The sequence below is a fragment of the Streptomyces sp. NPDC004134 genome (assembly GCF_042874195.1).
Taxonomy (GTDB): domain Bacteria; phylum Actinomycetota; class Actinomycetes; order Streptomycetales; family Streptomycetaceae; genus Streptomyces.
Map to the genome: position 1 here is coordinate 1 of NZ_JBIAMS010000040.1, position 21,353 is coordinate 21,353.

19 protein-coding genes are annotated in these 21,353 nt (G+C 73.9%); 8 read left to right on the top strand and 11 right to left on the bottom strand.

What is annotated here, in order from left to right; all coding sequences use genetic code 11:
• Nucleotides 1-1,382 precede the first annotated feature (1,382 nt).
• Together ACFYVJ_RS33315 and ACFYVJ_RS33320 are read left to right on the top strand one after the other, a co-directional pair.
• Entirely contained in the window at nt 1,383-1,589 is a 207-nt protein-coding gene (locus tag ACFYVJ_RS33315) for a hypothetical protein (protein WP_388899759.1), read from the top strand.
• Between the two features lie 138 nt (nt 1,590-1,727).
• The gene (locus ACFYVJ_RS33320; RefSeq protein ID WP_388899762.1) at nt 1,728-2,456 is read left to right on the top strand and encodes a DUF2382 domain-containing protein; all 729 of its coding nucleotides are present in this window, start codon (nt 1,728-1,730) and stop codon (nt 2,454-2,456) included.
• 134 nt (nt 2,457-2,590) lie between these two features.
• Here ACFYVJ_RS33320 and ACFYVJ_RS33325 read toward each other — a convergent pair whose 3' ends face one another.
• A complete protein-coding gene (locus ACFYVJ_RS33325) occupies nt 2,591-3,607 on the bottom strand; it encodes a Ku protein (RefSeq protein WP_388899765.1) in 1,017 nt (338 codons plus the stop codon).
• A gap of 31 nt (nt 3,608-3,638) precedes the next feature.
• Here ACFYVJ_RS33325 and ligD (ACFYVJ_RS33330) point away from each other — a divergent pair, with 31 nt between their 5' ends.
• Together ligD (ACFYVJ_RS33330) and ACFYVJ_RS33335 are read left to right on the top strand one after the other, a co-directional pair.
• The gene (ligD, locus tag ACFYVJ_RS33330; protein ID WP_388899768.1) at nt 3,639-4,562 is read left to right on the top strand and encodes a non-homologous end-joining DNA ligase; all 924 of its coding nucleotides are present in this window, start codon (nt 3,639-3,641) and stop codon (nt 4,560-4,562) included.
• 63 nt (nt 4,563-4,625) lie between these two features.
• Nucleotides 4,626-4,829 carry a hypothetical protein gene (locus tag ACFYVJ_RS33335; protein WP_388899771.1) on the top strand — a complete coding sequence of 68 codons (204 nt, stop codon included), beginning with the start codon at nt 4,626-4,628 and terminating at the stop codon, nt 4,827-4,829.
• A 180-nt stretch (nt 4,830-5,009) separates the two neighbouring features.
• Here ACFYVJ_RS33335 and ligD (ACFYVJ_RS33340) read toward each other — a convergent pair whose 3' ends face one another.
• The 3 genes from ligD (ACFYVJ_RS33340) to ACFYVJ_RS33350 all read right to left on the bottom strand — a co-directional run bounded on the left by ligD (ACFYVJ_RS33340) (nt 5,010) and on the right by ACFYVJ_RS33350 (nt 7,503).
• Nucleotides 5,010-6,011 carry a non-homologous end-joining DNA ligase gene (ligD, locus tag ACFYVJ_RS33340; RefSeq protein WP_388899774.1) on the bottom strand — a complete coding sequence of 334 codons (1,002 nt, stop codon included), beginning with the start codon at nt 6,009-6,011 and terminating at the stop codon, nt 5,010-5,012.
• Nucleotides 6,012-6,038: 27 nt separating this feature from the next.
• Complete coding sequence (locus tag ACFYVJ_RS33345; protein ID WP_101424839.1) at nt 6,039-6,395, bottom strand: group 1 truncated hemoglobin; 357 nt, start codon at nt 6,393-6,395, stop codon at nt 6,039-6,041.
• Between the two features lie 100 nt (nt 6,396-6,495).
• Nucleotides 6,496-7,503: a DUF4429 domain-containing protein gene (locus tag ACFYVJ_RS33350; protein WP_388899777.1), complete on the bottom strand. Its 1,008-nt coding sequence runs from the start codon at nt 7,501-7,503 to the stop codon at nt 6,496-6,498.
• Between the two features lie 130 nt (nt 7,504-7,633).
• Here ACFYVJ_RS33350 and ACFYVJ_RS33355 point away from each other — a divergent pair, with 130 nt between their 5' ends.
• Entirely contained in the window at nt 7,634-9,256 is a 1,623-nt protein-coding gene (locus ACFYVJ_RS33355) for an alkaline phosphatase D family protein (protein WP_388899780.1), read from the top strand.
• Here ACFYVJ_RS33355 and ACFYVJ_RS33360 read toward each other — a convergent pair.
• Genes ACFYVJ_RS33360 through ACFYVJ_RS33370 form a run of 3 tightly spaced genes read right to left on the bottom strand, consistent with a single transcriptional unit; the run spans nt 9,177 to nt 13,786 of the window.
• Nucleotides 9,177-10,706 carry a hypothetical protein gene (locus ACFYVJ_RS33360; RefSeq protein ID WP_388899783.1) on the bottom strand — a complete coding sequence of 510 codons (1,530 nt, stop codon included), beginning with the start codon at nt 10,704-10,706 and terminating at the stop codon, nt 9,177-9,179. The genes ACFYVJ_RS33355 and ACFYVJ_RS33360 overlap by 80 nt on opposite strands.
• Entirely contained in the window at nt 10,707-12,362 is a 1,656-nt protein-coding gene (locus tag ACFYVJ_RS33365) for a lipopolysaccharide biosynthesis protein (protein ID WP_388899859.1), read from the bottom strand.
• Nucleotides 12,363-12,409: 47 nt separating this feature from the next.
• Nucleotides 12,410-13,786 carry a glycosyltransferase family 4 protein gene (locus ACFYVJ_RS33370; RefSeq protein WP_388899786.1) on the bottom strand — a complete coding sequence of 459 codons (1,377 nt, stop codon included), beginning with the start codon at nt 13,784-13,786 and terminating at the stop codon, nt 12,410-12,412.
• A 122-nt stretch (nt 13,787-13,908) separates the two neighbouring features.
• Between ACFYVJ_RS33370 and ACFYVJ_RS33375 the strand changes: the two genes are divergently transcribed.
• On the top strand, nt 13,909-14,391 hold the full coding sequence (locus ACFYVJ_RS33375; RefSeq protein WP_388899789.1) for an adenylyltransferase/cytidyltransferase family protein: 483 nt from the start codon (nt 13,909-13,911) through the stop codon (nt 14,389-14,391).
• Here the strand turns inward: ACFYVJ_RS33375 and ACFYVJ_RS33380 are convergent.
• Nucleotides 14,351-15,067, bottom strand: coding sequence for a CDP-alcohol phosphatidyltransferase family protein (locus tag ACFYVJ_RS33380; RefSeq protein WP_388899792.1), 717 nt, complete (start codon nt 15,065-15,067; stop codon nt 14,351-14,353). The two genes, ACFYVJ_RS33375 and ACFYVJ_RS33380, sit on opposite strands and share 41 nt — an antisense overlap.
• A gap of 188 nt (nt 15,068-15,255) precedes the next feature.
• On the opposite strand from ACFYVJ_RS33380, the gene ACFYVJ_RS33385 reads away from it, so the two are divergent.
• Entirely contained in the window at nt 15,256-16,242 is a 987-nt protein-coding gene (locus ACFYVJ_RS33385) for a hypothetical protein (protein WP_388899795.1), read from the top strand.
• Between the two features lie 132 nt (nt 16,243-16,374).
• Here the strand turns inward: ACFYVJ_RS33385 and ACFYVJ_RS33390 are convergent, their stop codons facing one another.
• The gene (locus ACFYVJ_RS33390) at nt 16,375-17,118 is read right to left on the bottom strand and encodes a bifunctional DNA primase/polymerase (protein WP_388899798.1); all 744 of its coding nucleotides are present in this window, start codon (nt 17,116-17,118) and stop codon (nt 16,375-16,377) included.
• A gap of 459 nt (nt 17,119-17,577) precedes the next feature.
• Between ACFYVJ_RS33390 and ddaH the strand changes: the two genes are divergently transcribed.
• The gene (ddaH, locus tag ACFYVJ_RS33395) at nt 17,578-18,393 is read left to right on the top strand and encodes a dimethylargininase (RefSeq protein WP_101424848.1); all 816 of its coding nucleotides are present in this window, start codon (nt 17,578-17,580) and stop codon (nt 18,391-18,393) included.
• 4 nt (nt 18,394-18,397) lie between these two features.
• Here the strand turns inward: ddaH and ACFYVJ_RS33400 are convergent, their stop codons facing one another.
• Both ACFYVJ_RS33400 and ACFYVJ_RS33405 read right to left on the bottom strand, forming a co-directional pair.
• A complete protein-coding gene (locus ACFYVJ_RS33400; protein ID WP_388899862.1) occupies nt 18,398-19,378 on the bottom strand; it encodes a small ribosomal subunit Rsm22 family protein in 981 nt (326 codons plus the stop codon).
• Between the two features lie 257 nt (nt 19,379-19,635).
• Nucleotides 19,636-21,309, bottom strand: coding sequence for a hypothetical protein (locus tag ACFYVJ_RS33405; protein ID WP_388899801.1), 1,674 nt, complete (start codon nt 21,307-21,309; stop codon nt 19,636-19,638).
• Between the last annotated feature and the right edge of the window lie 44 nt (nt 21,310-21,353).

Consider the following 21,353-nt stretch of genomic DNA (forward strand, 5'->3'; position numbering starts at 1 on the left):
CGTGGAGCGTCGCTTCGCGATGGGGCTTCGCCCCACCCTTGACACCGGACTCCGGCCCGAAAGACGGGCGGCTATGGGTGGCCCGGAGGGAGCGGCGTTCCTTGAAGCGGCGTACGGATCGTCATCCCGTGACGAGGGCCGACCCACCGGAGCAGGGGCTCAACTGCACGCGGAAGGCCCCGGTTCCGGACGAGGACCGAGCCGGTCCGCCGTCCGCATCCGGCGCCCCGGGGGCCGGGGCCCTGAGGACGATCTGGCGCACGGACCCGGGGGCGGAGTTGGGCGCCGCCCCGGGCGTCCGGGGCCGAGCCCAGCACGCCCCGTTGCGCAAAAGTCGGCTCCTGTGGGCGATTTGAGTAGGTTTAGGTGGGGCGGCGTCGAGAGTTTGTGTCCGCTGCGTGCGCTTGTCTCGCTTGCCATGCGCCTTCATGCTCCTCGGGGGTGGGCGTGCGCCTTTTGGGGCGAAACTCGGGCCATATGAGCGAATTGGCCCGGTTTGGCCGGTCGGTCTTCCTGAGTTCGTGCCGGTGGCGTGCATTCCGGCGAGCCCTCGGCGGTGTTGCCGGGCCGCGTGCGTCTGAGGGGGCGAAAGTCGGTGCTCGGGGGCCGATTCGGGGTGGATCGGGGGGTGTTACCGCGAGTTACGGCCGGATTTCTCCGCTCGGGATGCCACGGGCCGGGCGGCGGTGCGCCGTTGGCTGGGAGTGTGCTTCGCGTTCGGGGAGTCGCCCTTCGGGTTCGCCTTCGGCGGCCGGGGGCGGTGCGGGGAGTTTCGTCGTGCGGTCGGTCGCCGGCGGCGGAGGCCGGGTGGCTACGCACGTCGCCGCAGGCGAGGGGGCCCGATGCTCCAAACCCCACGTAGGCCGGTTCGCCCGCGAGGCGCCTGGGCCCGACGCCCCCGGTGGTGCGGGGTGCACCTGCTCCCCGGGCCAGCCCGTCGCCGAGCTGCACCCCGACCGGCGAGCGGCCGTACGGTTCGGGACCCTCCGGCGCCGACGCCCCGCCCGACGCCCGGGACGTCCCCCAGGCTGCCCCGGCACCGCCCCCCCCGGGCGGCCGGAGCGTCCTCCCCGCGGCTGCCCCGACACCCCCCGGCTCCCCGCCATCCCCGGCTCCCCCGACACAGCCCCCGCCCGGCTGCCCGACGCCACTCCCGCCCCCGCATCCCCCACGCCCCCGTACGGTCCACAGCCTCCGCATCCCCCACGCCCCCGTACAGTCCACAGCCCCCACAGCCAGCCCCCACAGCCCCCGCCCCACGCCCCCACCCCCTCCGTTCGACACGCCCATCCCCTCGCGTTTTCATGGAATCGCCGGGCTTCCCCCGGTTCGTCACCCCCGGGGAAGCCGCGATTACCCCTACCTCCGGCGGGAGGCCACCCATGCATACCGACAAGCGTCCGACCAGTGGTTCCGGTCGTGAAGACGGCGGCCGGGGTGAGGAGCAGCCGGCGCGTGACGCGTACGACGACGAGCGGGATCAGGCCATCGACGCCGATCCGCAACTCCGTGAGATCGGGCGGGCCCGGTTGCGGAAGCGGGCCGATCGGGCGTCCCGGGGTGAGCGCGGCGGTGGCGCGCGGCGCTGAGTCGCGTGCGAGCTGCGGATTACTCCCTCCGGTCGACACCTGAACGGCGGAGGCGTTACATGGGTGATATGCCGGTTTCGTCGAAATCAAGTCGGCGGACCGCTTCTATCCCTGCACGCACCACCAGCGGGAGGAACTGTGCAGACCGACAGGAACACAGCCAGTGGCGGCAGTGGCAAGGCCGCGGAAGCCGCGGGGGTAGGGCGTGAGACCGACGCCGCCGCTGCGGCGGGCGGCGGCGGCCAGGGCGAGCAGAGCCGACGCGGTCAGCAGCCCGAGAACGCGCGGCGTGGCGGCGCGGCGGAGGACCAGCGCGTCGTCGCGTACCGCGAGCGGCTCCAGGTCGAGCCCGTCGACCGGCGGCAGCCCATGGGCGAGGCCGAGGTCACGATCCGCGTCCGGGAGACCCCGCAGCGGTTCGAGGTCACGCGCGGCCACGACGAGTGCGTCGTACGGCGCAGCGACGTCGACGGCAAGGACGGCAATCTGATCGCCGGCGACCACCACGAGTTCGTGGAGCGCAGCGTGAAGGTCCCGCTCTACGGCGAAGACGCCGAGGTCGTCGTCCACAAGGTGTCCGAGCCCTACGCCGTCGCCGACGTCGGCACCCGGCGGATCGAGGACACCCAGACCTTCGAGACCGTCCTCAAGACCGAGGAGATCGTCGAGAACGTGCCGGCAGGCTCGGGCTCGTCGATGAGCGTCCGCGAGGTGCAGGAAGGCTACGACCTGCGCGAAGGCGCCCGCCGCCAGCAGCAGGAGGAGAGCAGCGGCACCTCCGGGCACGCCGCCGCGCCCGAGACCGCCGACACCCCCGGCGCCGCCGAGGACATCGGTGAGGGCAAGGGGCGCGGTCGCTGGTTCTGACCACGGCCGCGTTCGCGCCATGCCTCCAGTACGGGGGCCCGCCCATGTGCGGGCCCCCGTACTCCGGCTCTGCGGGGCGTTCCCCCCCCGTGGGCTTCGGCGGCTCGGGGGCGCCTCCGCGGGCCCCGTCTTCCTCAGGCTGCCTTGCCCGGCTTCTTCGCCGTCTTCTTGGCCGTCTTCTTCCCCGCCGTCTTCGCCGCTGTCTTCTTCCCCGCCGTCCCGGTCTTCGTCCCCGCCGCACCGGTCTTCTTCGCCGCCGTCTTCTTCGTCCCCGCCGTCTTCTTCGTCCCCGCCGTCTTCGTCTCCGCGGTCTTCTTCGCGGCCGTCTTCTTCGCCGCCGCCTTCTTCCGCGGCGCCGCCGTCCCCCCGCGCTTGTCCCTCGCCGCCTGGACGCTCGCCTCCAGCGCCGACATCAGGTCGATCACCTGCCCCCGCTCCTCGCCGGCCGCCGCCTCCTTCGGCAGCGGTGCGATCCCCTCCTTGCTCGCCACCAGCGCCTCGACCGCCTCGCGGTACTCGTCCGTGAACTCCTCCGGGTCGTAGCCGCCGAGCGCGTCCATCAGCGAGTCGACCATGTCCAGCTCCTGCCGGCGCACGGTCACCTTCTCGTCCGGCGCCACCGCCTGCGCCGAGCGCACCTCGTCCGGCCAGAGCATCGTGTGCAGGACGAGTACGTCCTCTTCCTCCAGCACCCGTACGAGAGCGGGCGCCTCCCGGTTGCGGAGCGCGACCTTGACCACCGCCACCCGCCCCGAGCGCTTCAGCGCCTCGCGGAGCAGGACGTACGGCTTGGCCGCCGCGGTGTCCGCGGCCTTGACGTAGTACGCGCGGGAGAACTGGATGGGGTCGAAGAAGCCGACCTCCTCGAAGCCGACCACGTCGATGATCTTCTTGCTGGGCAGCGGCAGCTCGGCGAGGTCCTCGGGGGTGAGCACGACGAGTTCGCCGTCCTCCGTCTCGTACGCCCTGGTGATCTCCGCGTACTGCACCTCGCGGTCCTCCAGCTCGCAGAACCGCCGGTAGCGGATCCGGCCGCCGTCCGCCGCGTGCACCTGCCGGAAGGAGACGCCGCGCTCCTCGGTGGCGGAGTAGAGCTGGACCGGAATGCTGACCAACCCGAAGGAGATCGCACCCTTCCATATAGATTTCATCCATATGTCCTCTCTCCCGGAGGTTCAGCATATGCCGGTCACCGAGGTCGAAGGACGCCGCCTGAAGCTCAGCAACCTCGACAAGGTGCTGTGGCCCGAGTACGGCTTCACCAAGGGCGAGGCGCTGCACTACTACGCCCAAGTCGCCGACGTCCTCCTGCCGCACGTGCGCGACCGGGCCGCCTCCTTCCTGCGCTTCCCGGACGGCGTGGACGGGCAGCGCTTCTTCGCCAAGAACGCCCCCGCGGGCACGCCTGAATGGGTGAGCGTCGCGGATGTGGAGCTGACCCGGAGCACCGTGCACCACGTGCTCGTCCAGGACCTGCCGACCCTGCTCTGGGCCGCGAACCTCGCCGCGCTTGAGCTGCACGTGCCGCAGTGGAAGGCGGTGGACCCCGGCGCGGAGCCGGCGGGGCCGGTCAGGGTGGACGAACGGCTCGCCGACCGGATCGTCTTCGACCTCGACCCGGGCGCGCCCGCCACCGTCGTCGAGTGCTGCCGCGCCGCGCTGCTCGTGCGCGAGGCGCTGCGCGCCGACGGGCTCGACGCCTGGCCGAAGACTTCCGGCTCCAAGGGCCTGCACCTGTACGTGCCCCTCGCCCCCGCCTCCGCCGAGGCCACCAGCGCGTACGCGAAGTCCCTGGCCCGGCGGCTGGAGCAGGAGCACCCGGAGCTGATCCTGCACCGGATGGCGCGAAAGCTGCGCCCGCGGAAGGTCTTCGTCGACTGGAGTCAGAACTCGCGGGCGAAGACCACCGTCGCCCCGTACGCGCTGCGCGCCAAGGCCCGGCCGACCGTGTCCACCCCGCTGACCTGGGACGAAGTGGAGGCGTGCGCGGATCCCGACGAGCTGGTCTTCCTCCCCGGCGACGTGACGGAGCGCATCGCCGCGCACGGTGACCTGCTGGCGCCGCTGCTCGGCGATCACTACGACCTGCCGGATATGACTGATTAGTCCATTCGTGGGACAGTGGAGATTGACCGACACGTTCGACAGGCTCATGAGGAGGCGTCGGTCATGGCCAAGCACCACAAGCACGACTCCACCAGGCACCGGCATGGTGGGAACGCCGCGTTCCAGGAGGCGATGAACGCCCGGAACGAGCGCGTCGAGGAAGCCCGGCGGCAGTCCTCGGCGGCGGCGCACAACGACGCCAAGTCCCAGCGGAGCAGGATGACTCCGCAGGTCGAGCGGCGCGGTGCGCGTCGTCACCGCGGATAGCGAACGATCCCTGCCGCCGGTCGCGGGCGCGTACCGTACCGCCGTACCCTCGGCGGCCGGCGGACGCGCCCCGGCCCGCGTGCCCGGCGTGCTCGGGGCGCCGGGCACGCGGCGGGCCGGGGTGCGGGGGGGCGTGCGGCTACCCGGGCCGTACGCGGGCCGTCCCTCACAGGAGCCCCGCTATGCCTCCCGCCGCGCCTCCTCCGGGCCCTTGTCCGGCCGCAGCCCCCGCCACACCGGGTGCCGCAGTACGCCCGTCGCCGTCCACTCCCCGTACGCGACCTCCCCCACCAGCTCCGGCTCCACCCAGTGCACCGCGCCGCCCGCCCGCACGTGCCGGTCCGCCACCGGGCCCGCGAACGGGCTCGTGTCTCGGGCCAGGCCCGCCAGCCGCTCCCGCAGCACCTCCAGCGCGTGCCGGGAGAAGCCGCTGCCCACCGTGCCCGCGTAGGCCAGCTCGCCGTCCTCCGTCCACACGCCCATCAGCAGCCCGCCCACCGCGTCCGACCTGCTGCCCGCGCCCTCCGTCCAGCCGCCGACGACGACCTCCTGGGTGCGGACGTTCTTGATCTTCAGCCAGAGGTCGCTGCGCCGCCCCGGCAGATACGGCGACGCCAGCCGCTTCGCGAGCAGCCCCTCCAGCCCGTACCGCCTGGTCATCTCCCACGCCTCGGCGCCGTGGCCCTCCCAGTGCGGGGGCGTGCGCCAGTGCGGTCCTTCGAGGCGCAGGTCGGTGAGGAGCGCGCGGCGTTCGCGGTACGGGAGGCGCAGGGTGGACTCGCCGTCGAGGTATGGCACGTCGAACACCATGTAGTCGACCGGCACCTCGGTGGCGAGGCGGGCGATCACGGCGCCGCGGGTGAGGTTCATGCGGCGCTGGAGCGCGCCGAAGGACGGGCGGCCGTCGGCGCCCAGCGCGACGATCTCGCCGTCGAGCACGCAGGCGTGCCCGGCGGCGGCGAGGGCCTCGCCGAGCGGGGCCAGCTCGGGGTAGCGGGCGGTGACGTCGTTGTCGTTGCGGGTGAGCAGCGTCAGCGAGCCGTCGCCGGGGGCGTAGGCGACGGCGCGGATGCCGTCCCACTTCAGCTCGTACGCCCACGAGGGGTCCGCGGCGGCCGTCGGCAGGCTGCCGGAGACCGCCAGCATGGGCGGGACGTGCGGCAGCCCGCCGAGGTCGGTCATGCGGGCAGAGTAAGTTCCGCGCCTGCGCTACGCCTCCTGGGCGATGTCCGCGCGCAGCGGCTCCAGAGTGGCGCCGATGGTCTTCACGGTCTCGTCCGGCACGCCGAGGCCGACGAGCGTGGCCGTCAGATGGTCGACGACCCGCTCGAAGTGGGCCGGCGTGATGCCGAGCCCCTCGTGGGCCTTCCGCATGCCGCGGCCGTTGTAGCCGCCGGGGCCCCCGAGGGCGGCGCCGATGAAGGCGCGCTGGTGGCGCTTGAGGCGCTGGACGTCGATGCCGTCGAAGAACGGCTTCAGCTCCGGGTCGTCGAGCACTCGGTCGTAGAAGTTGTCCACGGCGGTCGAGACCGCCGTCTCCCCGCCGATCGAGTCGTAAATAGTCATGGGGCTTGATTATTGGGGCCTGTGGGGCTGGAGTGAAGAGCGTAGAACGTTTAATTCCGGCCCAAGTTTTCGCCAACTGCGGACCGGGTGGCGTGCGTTGTCAGCCGTTACCGCCCATGCGCTGCAGGATTGCCCGCTTCGCGGCTGCGAACTCCTCGTCCGTCAGCACCCCGGCGGCGTGCAACTCGCCCAGCTCGCGCAGCCGGCGCAGCACCGCGTCGTGGTCGTCGCCCGGAACCGCGGCGACCGCCGCCTCCGAAGCCGCGGACGCCTCCGGCGGCGCCGCGGCCGCCGCGGGCGGCTCCTTGCGGAACTCCGGCGGCACCGCGTCCGCCGGTTCCTCACCGGCCGCGGTCAGCTCCGCGGGGGCCTGCCGCGGCCCGCCGACCGCCGCGTCCTCCGGCGCTTGGGGGTGCGGCAGCCGTACGGTCACCGCCGCCGCCAGCAGCACCGCCTCGCCCACCTCCCGCTTCGTCCCCCACAGCGCCAGCGTGTGCGGGTCCTTGTCCACGGCGAGGAAGACCACCGTCCCCCGCGGCCGGAACCGCAGGCCGCCCATGCCCATGCCCGCGGCCGGCATCCACTCCGCGGCCGCCAGGTCGGCGAGCCGGATCGTCCTGTTCCCCGTGGCCTTCTTGACCTCCTCGACCAGGCCCTTCCACTCCACCCGGATCTGCTCGCCGTCGAACGTCGCGTTGCCGTCCATGCCGGACACGGTCAGCGGCACCGCGGGGCCCGGCAGCAGGTAGCGGTCGGCGGGGCCGTCCGGCACCTGGTCCAACAACAGTGCTCTGCGCACCTCTTCCGCGAAGTACTCCGCCACCCCGCCCCGGTCGCGCTCGGGACGCAGCAGGTACGGGTTCGCCGCCTCCGGCAGCCGGCCGCCCGCGGCCCGGAGCAGCGGGCAGGCGCCGTCGCGCAGCCGCAGCCGCAACACCCCGCCCTTGCGCCCCGGTTCGTACGCGATCCCCGCCACCGCCGGCAGCGGCACGGTGACCTCGCCGAGCAACTGCCGCAGCTTGTGCACCCCCCGATCGCGGCCCGGGACGATCCGTATGCTGTCGCCGTCGAACTCCCAGCTACCGTCCTTCGCGATCACCTCGGCCATGCCGTGAGTGTATGGCGCGATCACATGAACGTCAGTTCGCCTGGAATCCGCCCTAGACGTCAACGCTCTGTCACCTGACCGACGCGCCGGGTATGGACAGCGGTTGCCCCCAGCAATTGCAATACCGCGCATGACGCCTCCCAACCCGCAGGACGCCCTGCGTGCCGCCGCGGCACACGTGAGCCGCCGCCGCTTCTTCACCGTCACCGGTGCCGCCGCCGCGCTCGCCTTCTCCGTGGGCCTGCCGCAGGCCCACGCGGACGAGCCGGCGGACCCGGGGACGGTACGCCAGGAGCCCTTCACCCTCGGCGTCGCCTCCGGCGACCCGGCCCCCGACGGCGTGGTGCTGTGGACCCGGCTCGCGCCCGCGGCGTTCGAGCCCGACGGCGGGATGCCGCCGGTTCCGTTCCTCGTCGACTGGGAGATCGCCCACGACGAGGGCTTCCGCCGGGTCGTCCGGCGCGGCCGGGAGCTGGCCCACCCCGAGTTCCACCACACCGTGCACGTCGAGGTGGAGGGGCTTGCGCCGGGACGCCCGTACTACTACCGCTTCCGGCTCGGCCCCTGGATCAGCCCCGTCGGCCGTACGAGCACCGCGCCCCCGCAGCACGCGCGCAACTCGGCCATGCGCTTCGGCGTGGTCGCCTGCCAGAACTACCCCGGCGGCTACTACACCGCCTTCAAGCACCTCGCGAACGAGGACCTCGACGCCGTCTTCCACCTCGGCGACTGGATCTACGAGGGCGCCGTCTCCTCCACCGGCGGCAGCCGCGCCTACCCCGCCGGCACCCTCCCCGCCGTCTTCAACCACGAGACGGTCACGCTGGAGGACTACCGGCTGCGCTACGCGCTCTACCGCAGCGACGCCGACCTGCGCGCCGCCCAGGCCGCCCACCCCTGGATCCTCACCTGGGACGACCACGAGGTCGAGAACAACTACGCGGGCGCCATCTCCCAGGACAACCTGCCGCCCGACGAGTTCCTCGTCCGCCGGGCCGCCGCCTACCGGGCGTACTGGGAGAACCAGCCGCTCCGCAGGCCGCAGCGCCCGCGCGGCGCCGACCTGCGGCTGTACCGGCGGCTGCACTACGGCACGCTGGCGCAGTTCGACGTCCTCGACGGCCGGCAGTACCGCAGCGACCAGGCGTTCGGCGGCGCCTGGGCGCGGCCGGGGGGCGACGCGGACGACCCGGCGCGCACGATGCTCGGCGAGCGGCAGGAGCACTGGCTCGCGGACGGCTGGCGCGACTCGCGGGCGCGGTGGAACATCGTGCCGCAGCAGGTCGTGCTGGCCGAGCGGCGCAGCGAGCCGATCGACACGTACACCGTGAGCATGGACGCCTGGGACGGCTACACCGCCGCCCGCACCCGGTTCCTGGACGCGGCCGAGGCGGCGGGGGTGGAGAACCTCGTCGTCCTTACGGGCGACGTGCACGTGCACTACGCGATGGACGTCAAGCGCGACTACGCGGCACCGGACGCGCCCGTCGTCGCCAGCGAGATCGTCGCCACCTCGATCAGCAGCGGCGGCAACGGCGCCGAGCGGCCCGCGAGTTACGACCGGCTCACGCAGGCCAACCCGCACCTGCGGTTCTACGACGGCCGCCGCGGCTACGTGACCGTCGCGCTGGACCGCGAGCAGTGCCGCGCGGACTTCCGCGTCGTGCCGTACATCACCACCGAAGGCGCCCCGGTCGCGACCGCGGCTTCCTATGCGATCGAGGCCGGGCGGCCGGGACTGCACCGGGTGTGACGGTCCCGCCGGCGGGCGCGGGGCCGGCCGCGGGCGCGGACCCGGCACCGCCGCCCGACCCGGCGGTGCCATCCGGGCCGCCCAGGCTGTCCGAACCGCCTGGACCGCCCGGGCCGCCCGGGCCGGCCGCGGCGAGCGAGCGGCTGACGGCCGCGACCCTGAGCCACAGGGCCGCGGCCTTCAGCGCGGAACCGGCGCACAGGCCCCAGGCGGCCCCGAGCACGCCCCCCACGGCGTAGCCGGTGAGCATGCAGCCGACCGAGAGCAGGGAGAAGACGACCTGGATCGGCAGCGTGCTCTCCGGGCGCAGCACGCGCAGCGTGAGCAGCGCGCTGGTGCCCAGCGCTATGCCCGCGTACTGACTGCCGGTCGCGGGCAGCAGCGAGGACGTCGACGCCCAGGTGTCGCCGAGGAGTTCGCGTCCTGCGGAGTCGGGCAGCAGGACGAGCACCGTCGTCCAGGCGGCGGCGGTGCCGGCGAGCAGGACGGCGAGGGCGGTGGCGGAGCGGAGCTTGCTGCGCAGGTTCGGGATCCGGTTCATCACCGGCGGGCCGAAGGAAGTCGCCGAGTTGTAGAGGACGTTCATCGGCCCGTACAGGGTCGTCGCGCCGCGCAGCGCGCCGACCGCGAGCTGGCTGGCGACGAGCCCGAGGCCGATGACCGACAACTGCGTCGCGCCGTTGCCCACCGCGAACTCCACCACGAACCGGCGGCCCAGGTGCCCCCGGCGCAGATAGCGGCGCCAGTCGCCACGGGCGCCGCGGAGCCGGTACGCGGCCAGCGCCAGGCAGAGCAGCAGCGCGGGCAGCGCGGACGCGCCCCACACGGCGATGAGCCGGGCCGGGGACGAGCCGTCCGGCTGCAGCACCAGCGCCGGGACGGCGACGACGAGCCGCAGCAGGTCGGCGAGGAGCGCGTGGTGCGGCAGCCGGAGCGCGGCGAAGCAGTAGCGCAGCACGTCGTGCAGAAGCACGACGGGCAGCACCAGGCCGAGCATGGCGAGACCGTGCGCCAGCTCGCCCGGCACCAGCGCGAGCAGCAGCGCCGCGGTGCTGCCGACCACGGTGGACGAAAGCGCCGAGAACGTCACCGCGGACCGGCACGCGGACGCGACTCCGGTGGGCGGCGGGCGCGGCGCATCGGGGTCGGGCTCCGCCCAGGACGGGATGACCGGCCCCTCTGCGGTGGCGTCGGCCCCGTCGGGCCCCACACCCGAACCGCCCGCGCCCGCCTTGCCGTTCGTGCCGCCCTCGCGCTCCAGCACCAGCGCCTGGCCCACGAAGCTGCTCTGCACGCCGAGCACGACGGTGAACGTCATGTAGACGAGGGAGAAGACCGCGAACCCCTCCGCCGACGACTCCCGCGCCGCGACCACCAGCACGGCGATGTTCGTCAGCGCCGCCACACCCTGGTCGGCGACGGAGGAGGCGATCGCCCAGCGGGCGCGCATCTACCGCCGCGAGGAGCGCACGGCCCGGCTGTCGGCCGGGTAGTCCGCCCCCGTGGCCTCGGCCGGCGGCGCCGGCACCCCCGTGCCCGCGCCGGCCTCGCCGCCACGGCCCCCGCCTCTGCCGGACCGGCCGCGCCCGCCCGCGTCGGGCTCGCCGCTGCCGTGCGAGTGCAGCACCGCGCCGAGCACCGTGCCGCCCGCGCCCGATATCAGCTCGCGGATGCGCGCCAGGTCCTCGCGGTGCACCTGCCGCGGGTCGCAGACGACGAGCACGCCGTCGACCCGGTCGGCGAGCGCCAGCGCGTCCGCGTACGACAGCACGGCAGGCGCCAGCACCACCACGACCGAGCCCGGGGCGTCCGCCTCCGAGATCAACTGCGTGGCAGGGGCGGACGTCAGGGCCCGCGCGGCGTTGCGCACCCGGGTGCCGGGGATGAGGTCGAAGGCCCCGGACTCGCCCGCGTCGATCGGTATCTGCAGGCCCGTCGGCCAGCCGCCGTCACCGCGCGCCGGCGTACGGGCCCAGCCGGGCCGCACCCCGTCGGCGGCGCTGAGCCGGGCCGACAGGCTCGGCGTGCGCAGGTCCGCCTCGACGAGCAGCACCTCGTGCCCCATCTCCACGAACGACGCGGCCAGGTTGACCGAGACCGCGGCGGGGATGTCTATGCTGCCGCGCGGCGCCACCACCAGCAGCCGCCGCCGGTCGGCGAAGCGCTGGTCGTACGCCAGCCGGAAGGCCATCGAGCGGTACTCCTCGGCGACCCTGCCGGTGGCCAGCAGCCCGCCGGGTCTGCGGGTGCGCGGCAGGGTGCCCAGCACCGGGGCGTGCAGCGCCCGTACGACATCGCTCTCCGAGCGCGCCGTGGGGTCGAAGACCAGCCGTACCCAGGCGACGAGCAGCCCGAGGCCCACGCCGAACGCGGCGCCGAGCCCCAGCAGCATGAAGATGCCGGGCCCCGCCGGCTCGGCGGGCGGCGTGGCGTCCCGCACGACGTGCCCCGGGGTGGTGTCCAGGGCCTGGAGCTTGGCGCGGTCGGCGGTGATCTGGCCGATGCTCTGGCTGAGCGAGGAGCGCGCGGACAGCGCCGATTCCAGCGCCCGGCCCTCGCCGAGCGACTCGATCTCGTCGTCGAGCGTGTCCCGCTCCGAGATCAGCGGTTTGACCTGGTCGTCGTACGCCTCGACCATGTTGTCGATCGTCCGCTTGCTCTTGTCCTCGCGGTACGCGAGATAGGCGGCGGCGAAGGCGTTGGAGCGCTCGGCGGCGGTCTCGGGGTCGTCGGCGCTGTAGTCGAAGCGGAGCACCAGCGTGTTCGGCGGGTTGGTGACCTGGAGGCCGTGCTGGAGCTTCTCGCCGTCCTCGGGGTGGCCCACATCGTCGGCGACGATCTTGGCGACCGCGTTGCTCGCGGCGGTCTGCCGCTCCGTGCCGATGTTCTCCTTGATGGCAGTCGCGTCGCTGCCGGAGGAGAAGGGGTCGAGGCTGACCTGGCGGAGCGTGACCTCGCTGGACGCGATGTACTCGTCGCCGGAGGCGAGGGCGATCCACCCGCCGCCGAGCAGCCCGAGGACGACGCCCAGGACGATCATCCCGCGGTAGCGCAGCAGTTGCCGGAACTGGTCGCGCAGCAGGTCGGGCTCGTCCTGCGGCTGCATGGCGTGGCTCTCGCCGGGAACGTGCTGTGACATGGTCTCGGCCCCCCTCAACCGGTCTTGTCAGTATGCGTGACGGACCCCCCGGCCGGCTCCCCGGCCGCCTTCCGCCTGTGGATAACCGGCCGGTTGTGGACAACCGGCTCTCCGGCCCCGTCCGCCGCCCCGGTCCCGGCCTCGTCCGCCGACCCGGTCCCGGCCCCGTTCGCCGCCAGGTCCAGAGCCTCGTCCAGCAGCGCCGTGATCCGGCCCAGGCCCGCCTCGCTGCTCAGGTGCTCCCGTACGTACACCGGCCCCTCGGCCCCCAGCGCGTCGGCCGCCTCCGGGTCCCCGGCCAGCGTGCGCACCGCCTCCAGCAGTGCCGCCGGGTCCTCCGGCGGCACCACGACCCCGGCGCCCGCGCGCCGCATCTCCTCCGCCGTGCCCCCGCCGTCGGCGACCGAGGCGACCACGGGCCGTCCCGCGGCGAAGTACGAGGTGAGCTTCGAGGGCACACTCATGTCCAGCACCGACGAGCGCTGCGTGACCGCCAGCACGTCCGCCGCGGCCAGCACGTCGGTGAACTCCGCGGAGTCCGCGGGCGGCAGGAAGTCCAGGTTCGGCAGTCCCGCGCCCAGCGCGGCCAGGTGCGCGCGCTGGTTGCCGTCGCCCATCAGCACGACCCGCAGCGACGGGTCCGTACGGGCCGCCTCGACGAGCACTTCCAGGCCCTGCTTCAGCCCCATGTTCCCGGAGTGCAGCAGCACGGTCTGGCCCTCGCGCCAGCCCAGCAGGGCGCGCATCTCGGCGCGCGGCCTGGTGGGCCCGGTCACGTGGGACCAGTTGGGGACGATCCGGATCCGCTTCTCGTCCACGCCCATCGCCGCCACCCGCGGGACGAACGTTTCGTGGATCACCCCGACCAGCGACGCCCGCCGCAGCACCCGGGACTCCACCGCGCGCGCCGCCGCGGCCGCGCGACCCCCGCCGCGGATGCCGCTCTGCGCCGCCGCGGCGCCCATCAGGTCCTGGACGACCGGTATGTACGGCACCCCGTGGCGGCGGGCGAGGCGGGCGCCGAGCGCGCCACCGGCCAGGCTCGGCAACTGCGCGACGACCGCGTCCGGTGCGGGCATGCGGGGCGGCGCGACGATGCCGTGGGCGAGGATCGACGCCTCGTAGAGCGCGCGCCGTACGGCGGTCTGCCGCGCGGGTACGGAGTGCCGGCGGCGGTGCAGGCGGACGCCGGCCCGCTCCTCCTCCTTGCGCCAGACCCCGCGGTAGTCCTCGGCGACGCGCCAGTTCGGGTAGTGCGGCATGCCGGCCAGCACATGCACCTCGGCGTGACCGGTCTCGGCCCAGTGCTCCGCGATCTGTGTCGCATATGGCCCGATTCCTGCCTGTTCCGGCGCATAGTTGGTCGAAACCAGCAGTACCCGCGTCACCATGCCACCCCTCGTTTGCCTTCCCGAAGCCCGGGTTGCACCTTATCCGCACCTGCCCGTTATGGTTGACACTCCTGGCGCGCTGGGGGTTGCGCACATATCAGGGGGAATACTTGGGGGGTGCCGTGGCGCACACGGTCGGCTATGCACCTGGGGTCTACGACCTCTTTCACGTCGGACACCTGAACATCCTCAGGCACGCACGCAGCCGCTGCGACTATCTCGTCGCGGGCGTGGTCTCCGATGAGATGGCGCAGTTGGCGAAGGGCCGCGCCCCGGTCGTGCCGCTGGTCGAGCGGCTGGAGATCGTACGCAGCATCCGGCACGTGGACGCCGCGTTCGTCGAGACCGTGCCCGACAAGCTGGAGACCTGGCAGCAGGTCCGGTTCGACGTGATCTTCAAGGGCGACGACTGGCGGGGCACGCCCAAGGGGGACAAGCTGGAGGCCGACTTCAGGACGGTGGGCGTGGAAGTGGTCTATTTCCCGTACACCGTGCACACGTCGAGCACCCAACTGCGCCGCGCTCTCGACGCGCTCTCGGACCGCGGGTCGCGCGAGGCCCCGGTCAGCTCGTCGCAGACAGCTCCCGGAACCATTTCGCCATAAACGCGATCAGGAACAGCGCCGCCGCCACGGCCAGCGCCGTATAACCGGCGAGAAAGGCGCTTTCGCTGCCCAGTAGCAGGAACACCACGCAGAAAACGCCGTAGTCCACCGGCAGCAGCGCCACCGCGCGCAGCCGCGAGGGCGGCGGGGCGGCCGCGGCGCCGGTGCCCGGGGCGGGCTTCGGCTTGAGCTTGTCGGCCAGCAGCCCGCCGCAGAAGATCAGCACGGCCGTGAGCTGGAAGCCGAGCGGCAGCAGCAGCCAGGCGTCCGACGAGAGGTCGAAGAACCGGTAGAACGAGACGAGGACGGCGGCGTGCACGGCGGTGACCTTCGCGCAGTCGACGACGTGGTCGAGCCACTCGCCGGCCGCGCTCGACTCCCGGCGCAGCCGCGCCAACTGGCCGTCGGCCGAGTCGAGGGCGAAGCCGACGACGAGCAGCGCGTACACCGCGAAGGACAGGCCCCAGCCGGGGCGCACCAGCGCGACGGCGGCGATCCCGGCGCCGGTGAACGCCGCGCTGAGCAGCGTCACCTGGTTCGGCCGCAGCCCGAGGGCGTACGCGCCCGCCGCGAACACCCGCCCCAGCGGCCGGTTGACGTAGCGCGAGTAGAGCGAGACGCCCTTCGCCGTTTTCTGAGCTTTGCGCAACTCGCTCAGTGCTGCCCCGAATGTCATGCGCAGCATGATGATCGCTCGAACCCGTCCCAGGGAAGGGTTTTGGCCCTCCGGAGGCGAATGAGAGCCGAATCACTGCCCGCCGGGACGCCCGCCCCGGCAGATCCGGTCCCGATCCGATGACCGGCCGCGGAACCGATAGGGTGACGCCGTTCCCAGGCCCCGCGCAGGAGTCGGAGAAAAAGATCATGCCGATACGCCGCTTCCGGGTGGCCGTCGCCGCGGTGCCGTTGCTGGCCGCGCTGCTGACCCTCACGGGCTGCGTCACGGTCCACGGCGAGGAGGTGCTCCAGCCCGCCGTGACCGAGGACGAGGCGGGCCGCGTCCTCGACCGGTTCGGGAAGCTGAACAACAAGGCCAACGAGGACTACGACCTCCAGGTCAACTCCCGTATCGAGGCCGGCGGGCTCCGCGAGATCGACCAGGCGGGCCTGACGGTGCGCAAGGCGGACTACCCGGAGGGCAACCCCGACTACGAGCCGCTGGAGCTGAGCGACACCCGGTATCTGATACCCCAGCAGCGCGGCTGGCCGCGGTGGTTCGTCGCCGACACCCTCACCAACCGCAACGAGCTGCGCTGGCTCCTGGTCTTCGTCAAGGAGGGGCCCGAGGCGCGCTGGCACGCCACGCACCTGTCGCTCCTGGACGAGACCGAGCAGGCCGCGATCGGCGAGTTCGCCGAGGACGAGGACGGCCACGTGCGCCGGGCGCCGCTGGGCGCCTCCGCCGGGCTGACCGTCGCGCCGGGGCAGTTGGGCAAGACGTACGCGGCATATCTGAAGGACGGCGCGGGCGACGACTTCGCGCCGGGGCAGCACACCTCCGAGCGCGTGGGCGCGCGCGATCAGTACCGGCGCACGCCGGAGTACGTCACGCAGTACGTCGACGAGGCCACCCCCGAGTACCCGCCGGTCGCGCTGCGGCTCGCCGACGGCGGTGCGCTGGTGCTGTTCAGCACCCGGCACTTCGTCAAGCAGACGGTGGCCGAGGGCCGCGAGGTCGAGGTGCCGGCGGCGGCCGAGCCGCTGATGAAGGGGCAGGGGACGCCGGAGAAGTCGCTGACGATGGAGCGGGTCTCGCAGCAGGCGGCGGTGGTGCCGCCGCGCGCGGACAAGGGCGACGGAATCGTTTTCTACAACCGCCTGGAAGGGCTGGTGGGCGCCGCGGGGAGCTGAGCGGGGCGGAACCGCGGGGGAATGCCGCGTACGCGGTACGGGCCGTCGGCCCCGGCGTACGACCCGTCGGCCCGGCGCGCGGATACCGGCCCGGTGCGCGCGCCTGCCGTCGGCCGGCGCGGCGCGTACCCCTCAGCTCAGCGGCCAGGCCGCCTCGCGCTCACGCTCCGCGCCCGCGTACGCCGCGCACGCATCCGTCAGCGCCTCCAGCAGCGTCAGCGGGTCCGGCAGCGGGTGCTCGGGACCGCGCAGCCACGTCACGCCGTCGTCGCCCGGCAGCCGCGCCGGCGGCACCAGCACGTAGCTGCCGCGGCAGTGCCAGCGCAGCCCCGGGTGCTCGTCCATCGTCTCCGGGCGGCAGTCCAGCTCGCAGGGCCACCACTCGTCCTCGTCCTCCGGCGTACCGCGGGTGGAGGTGAAGAACAGCATCCGCCCCGGCCCCGGCGGCTCCGGGCTGACCGCCACCGGACCGACCGCGATGCCCGCACCCTCCAACTGCGCCAGCGCCCGCGTGCCCGCCTCCTGCGGCACGTCGAGCACGTCGTGACTGCGGCCCGTGGCGGTGATGAAGTTGGCCTCGGGCTGGGCGGCGAGCCACCGCTCGACGCGCTGCGCGTCGGCGCTGGCCTGCGTCTGCCAGGCGAAGGAGACGGGATGGCGGCCGGGGGAGGGACAGCCGATGCGGTCGCAGGAGCAGCCGTAGCCCTCCGGGTACGCGGCGGGCGCCAGCGGCAGGCCCGCGTCGGCGGCGGCGAGCAGCAGTTCCCTGCGCTCCGCGGCGGCCGCCTGCAGGCGCTCCGCCGCGGCGGCACTGCCGCGCGTCCGGCCGCGGCGGGTGCCGGGAAGCCACTGCGGAAGCCTGCGTACCCGTGCCATACGTCCCCTCACCTCGGCCCGTCGTCCCTAGGGACCCGATCCTCATGCTGCCACCGCAGCGGGTGCCCGTAGGCCGATACTGTGCCACGGTATGCCATCCCGCCCGCGTGCCGCCCTCCGGTACCGAGGGCCCGGGTGCCGCCCCGGCGGCCCGCCGCGGCCCGGCCCGTACGCCCGGACCTGCGCGGATGCGGCCGATCCCGGGCTACGGGGCCGCCGCCCGCCCGGCGCCGTACGCGATGAAAACGTGACCACCGGTCACCTGTGCGTATCGCGCTAAATGCGCCTTTGGCGGGCCGCACGCCTCGTCCGCGCTTCCGCGCCCCGCGGCGCGACCCCGGCCACCCGTGCCGCACTACTGCGCGCGCGGCCGTTCACCAGGCACCATTCGGTTACGTGCGTCGGCGCGCGCGATCCGCGGGCCGGCGCTTGGACGTCAGCAGTGAGGAGCCCTCGTTGTTGCGCACAGCCTCGGCGCGCCGGTACCTGATGTGCCCACCGGCACACTTCGCCGTCACGTACTCCATCAACCCGTGGATGGACCCCGCCAAACCCGTCGACCTCCAGCTCGCGCTCGCGCAGTGGGAGGACCTGGTCGCCCGTCAGCGCTCCCTCGGCCACACCGTGGAACTGCTGGAGCCCGACCCCGCCCTGCCGGACATGGTCTTCGCGGCCAACGGTGCGCTCGTCGTCGACGGCCGCGTGCTGGGCGCGCGCTTCGCGTACCCGCAGCGCAGCGGCGAGGCCGCCGCCCAGCGCCGCTGGTTCCGCGCGCACGGCTTCGCCGACTACCACCTGCCTGAGCACGTCAACGAGGGCGAGGGCGACTTCGCCGTCACCCGCTCCTGGATCCTGGCGGGCCGCGGCTTCCGCAGCAGCCCGGAGTCGCACGCCGAGGCGCAGGAGTACCTGGGCCGCCCGGTCGTCGGCCTCGACCTGGTCGACCCGCGCTTCTACCACCTCGACACCGCGCTGTGCGTCCTGGACGACTCCACCGACACCGACGTCATGTACTACCCGGCCGCGTTCTCCCCGGGCAGCCGCGACGTCCTCGCCCGGCTCTTCCCCGACGCCGTGCTGGCGGGGGAGGAGGACGCGCTCGCGCTCGGCCTCAACGCGGTCAGCGACGGCCGCCACGTGCTGCTGCCGCAGGCGGCGGCCGGGCTGGTCGCGCCGCTGCGGGCGCGCGGCTTCGAGCCGATCCCGATGGATCTGACGGAGCTGCTCAAGGGCGGCGGCAGCGTGAAGTGCTGCACGCTGGAGCTGCGCGACTGAGCCGCTACGTCCCGCCGTGGCCGTCGTCCTCCGGCGGCGGCCACGCATCGCCCCACCGCACGTCCCGGGCGGCGCGGTAGCGGGGGCCCTGCCGCTTGGACACGGTGGTACGGGCCAGCCCCTCGCCCGCCGTGCACAGCTCCAGCAGCACCAGGCCCTTGCGGAGCTGCGGATGCCGCACGACGCGCGCCGGTGCCGGTGCCCCGGCGGGGACCCGTACCGCCGCCACGTACGAGAACTTCTCGTCCTCGTGCCCCAGCTCGCCGCCCTTGACCCGGCGGTGCAGCGCGGAGCGCTGCACGCGGGCGGCGAAGTGGCACCAGTCGGCGGTCCCCTCCATGGGGCACCGCGCGCTGTGCGGGCACGGCGCCAGCACCTCGTAACCGGCGTCGACGAGCTGCTGCCGGGCCGCGAGCACCCGCAGGTAGCCCTCCGGGGTCCCCGGCTCCACGACGACGACGGCGCCCTCCGCCGCCTGTGCGGCGGCGGCGACGACCTCGCGCCGTACCTTCTCCGGCAGTTCGCCGAGGACGTAGGACACGGTGACGAGCCCGGCAGGAGCCCACGCGGAGCCCGCCGGGGCGGCGCCGAGCGCCCGGCGGTGCCACTCGGCGGCGCGCACCGCGGGGTCGGCGGCGCCCGCGGCCAGTTCGCCGCCGAGCGTCAGCGCCGGCTCCGCCTGGTCGAGGACGACGGTCGTACGCGGGCCGGCCGGCCCGGCCGGCCAGACCGCCGCGGCTGCCCAGACGGCGGCGCCGGTACCGCCGCCGACGTCGAGGTGGCTGTCCGGCGCCCAGCCGGGCGCGGCCCCGGCCAGCGCGCCGAGCGCGGCCCTTACGGCCTGGAAGGTGGCGGGCATCCGGTACGCGGCGTACGCCGCCACGTCGTCCCGGTCGCGCAGCGCCGGGGCCGGGCCGCCGCCCCGGTAGCCGGCGATGAGCCGCTCCACGGCCGCCGCCGCCCGCCGGGTGCCGACGCCCGCCAACTGCCGTCCGAGCGCGCCCCGAAGATCATCCTCGACATCCACGCCCCGAGCCTACGGCCCGGACGGCGGCCGGCGCGCACGGGCCGCCGCACCCGGCCGTCGTGCACCCGGCCGTGCACGCGGGCGCCCTGCACGCGGGCGCCCTGCACGCGGGCGCCCTGCACGCGGGCGCCCTGCACGCGGGCGCCCTGCACGCGGGCGCCCTGCGCACGGGCACTGTGCACGCGGGCGCCGGAACGCGGCGCGCTCGCCGCGGCTCAGCGCAGCCGCTTGTGCTCCTCCGGCCGGAACGTCGTCACCAGCGCCAGACACAGCACCGCGATCCCGATCCGCCCCGTGGCCTGGAGCAGCGGCCCCCGCAGCAGGATGAACGAGTACCCCGCGATCAGCGGGATCACCGTCGCCATCACGTTCCCCGGGTCCCGCGACATGTGCCCCGACTCGGCGAACCTCCGGTCCGTACGCGCCGCCGCGTACCCCACCAGCAGCAGCCCGCCCGCCATCCCCAGCGGCCCGAAGTCGAGCCACAGTTCCGTCCACAGCGGCGAGGACAGGTTGACGTTCGTCATCCCCATCCAGGTGCCGACCTTGACGCCGGAGTCGAGCTGCTTGTCCTCCCACACCGACCGGGGGACGAAGAAGAAGGCCGACGACGCCAGTTGCTTGCCGTACGTGTGGCCCGTGCCGGAGTCCACGTACGAGATGGTGTTCGCGAACATCACCGTCTGGTCGTAGTCCTTCATCACCAGCGGCTCCAGCACCGAGCCCGACTGCGTCTGCTTCCGACCGGCCTCGTCGTAGCGGAACTTGTCCGCGAACGGGAACAGCAGCACCGCCATCGCCACGCCCCCCGCGAGCGCCGCCCGGTACACGACGGGGCTGCGTGGGAAGGCGGTGAAGAGCAGCGCGAAGGCGACGGTGAGGAACCAGTACCGCGGGTTGGAGATCGGGTTGTTGACGATCGCGTTGATCAGGACGAGCCCCGCCCACGGCAGCACCACGGCCGGCTGCCGCCGGGCCCGCCGGGAGACCACCAGCCAGCGCGTCATCATCAGCAGCGCCAGCAGCGCCGGCACCGTACCGAAGCCGCGCAGGAACGCCGAGCCGACCTGGGAGTCGGACGTGCCGCCCGCGGTCAGCTCGTCGCTGATCGCCTGGCGGCTGCCGAAGAACGGCGCGGGGCCGCCGAAGGAGGCGATGAGCAGGGCGCTGCCTGCGTACGCGAAGATCACCAGCAGGTACAGGCGGCGCTTGTTGACCGAGGCCACCGGGCGCGGGCGGCTCAGCCGGGCCTCGGAGGCGTGCCGCGAGAGCAGCGCGCCGACGTCGAAGGCGACGAAGCCGGCGAGGACCAGCGCGACGGCCATCGTGAAGTCGCCGCGGGTGCCGACGACGGGGGTCGGGGTCTGCGCCAGCACGATCTGCGCCAGCGGCGCGACCCCCATGGCGACGTAGCAGAAGAGCCAGACGGTGCCCTGGATGAGCCGCCGCCGGGTGGTGAGGACCATCGCGGAGAGTCGGGCGCCCGCGTAGCAGGTGGTGGCGAGCTGGAGCCAGAACACCGCGTCGCGTACGTCGGGCTGGGAGCGGCCGGCGACGGCCAGGGGCAGGACGAAGACGAGGGCGACGACGAGCGGGACGGCGAGCGCGCGGGAGAGGACGGCGCGGGGGGCGGGACTCTTGGGGATGACGAAGGGGGTGAACGGGTGCCGGACGCGGGTGGCGGTGGCGGTGCCGGGTCCCGCGGCGGCCCGGGTCGGGTCCTGGGCCGGGTCCTGGGCCGGGTCCTGGGTCGCGGCGCGGGAGCGGCGGGCGGCCTTCGCGGCGAGCGGCGCCATCCGGATCTGCACGGTCTCGTCGAGCGGCACCCGGCCCTCGCCGTCACCGCCCTCACCGCCGCCGGACCGCGGCCCGCCCGTTTGGTCTGCCATCGCCCGAACTGCCCCCGCCCCGTATCGCCCCGTATAGCCGTCCC

What these genes read in the sequence shown, in the direction of transcription:
- ACFYVJ_RS33315 (WP_388899759.1), top strand. Translation starts at nt 1,383, where the DNA reads ATGCATACCGACAAGCGTCCGACCAGTGGTTCCGGTCGTGAAGACGGC.
- ACFYVJ_RS33325 (WP_388899765.1), bottom strand. Translation starts at nt 3,607, where the DNA reads ATGAAATCTATATGGAAGGGTGCGATCTCCTTCGGGTTGGTCAGCATT.
- ligD (WP_388899768.1), top strand. Translation starts at nt 3,639, where the DNA reads ATGCCGGTCACCGAGGTCGAAGGACGCCGCCTGAAGCTCAGCAACCTC.
- ACFYVJ_RS33335 (WP_388899771.1), top strand. Translation starts at nt 4,626, where the DNA reads ATGGCCAAGCACCACAAGCACGACTCCACCAGGCACCGGCATGGTGGG.
- ligD (WP_388899774.1), bottom strand. Translation starts at nt 6,011, where the DNA reads ATGACCGACCTCGGCGGGCTGCCGCACGTCCCGCCCATGCTGGCGGTC.
- ACFYVJ_RS33345 (WP_101424839.1), bottom strand. Translation starts at nt 6,395, where the DNA reads ATGACTATTTACGACTCGATCGGCGGGGAGACGGCGGTCTCGACCGCC.
- ACFYVJ_RS33350 (WP_388899777.1), bottom strand. Translation starts at nt 7,503, where the DNA reads ATGGCCGAGGTGATCGCGAAGGACGGTAGCTGGGAGTTCGACGGCGAC.
- ACFYVJ_RS33355 (WP_388899780.1), top strand. Translation starts at nt 7,634, where the DNA reads ATGACGCCTCCCAACCCGCAGGACGCCCTGCGTGCCGCCGCGGCACAC.
- ACFYVJ_RS33360 (WP_388899783.1), bottom strand. Translation starts at nt 10,706, where the DNA reads ATGCGCGCCCGCTGGGCGATCGCCTCCTCCGTCGCCGACCAGGGTGTG.
- ACFYVJ_RS33365 (WP_388899859.1), bottom strand. Translation starts at nt 12,362, where the DNA reads ATGCAGCCGCAGGACGAGCCCGACCTGCTGCGCGACCAGTTCCGGCAA.
- ACFYVJ_RS33370 (WP_388899786.1), bottom strand. Translation starts at nt 13,786, where the DNA reads ATGGTGACGCGGGTACTGCTGGTTTCGACCAACTATGCGCCGGAACAG.
- ACFYVJ_RS33380 (WP_388899792.1), bottom strand. Translation starts at nt 15,067, where the DNA reads ATGACATTCGGGGCAGCACTGAGCGAGTTGCGCAAAGCTCAGAAAACG.
- ACFYVJ_RS33385 (WP_388899795.1), top strand. Translation starts at nt 15,256, where the DNA reads ATGCCGATACGCCGCTTCCGGGTGGCCGTCGCCGCGGTGCCGTTGCTG.
- ACFYVJ_RS33390 (WP_388899798.1), bottom strand. Translation starts at nt 17,118, where the DNA reads ATGGCACGGGTACGCAGGCTTCCGCAGTGGCTTCCCGGCACCCGCCGC.
- ACFYVJ_RS33405 (WP_388899801.1), bottom strand. Translation starts at nt 21,309, where the DNA reads ATGGCAGACCAAACGGGCGGGCCGCGGTCCGGCGGCGGTGAGGGCGGT.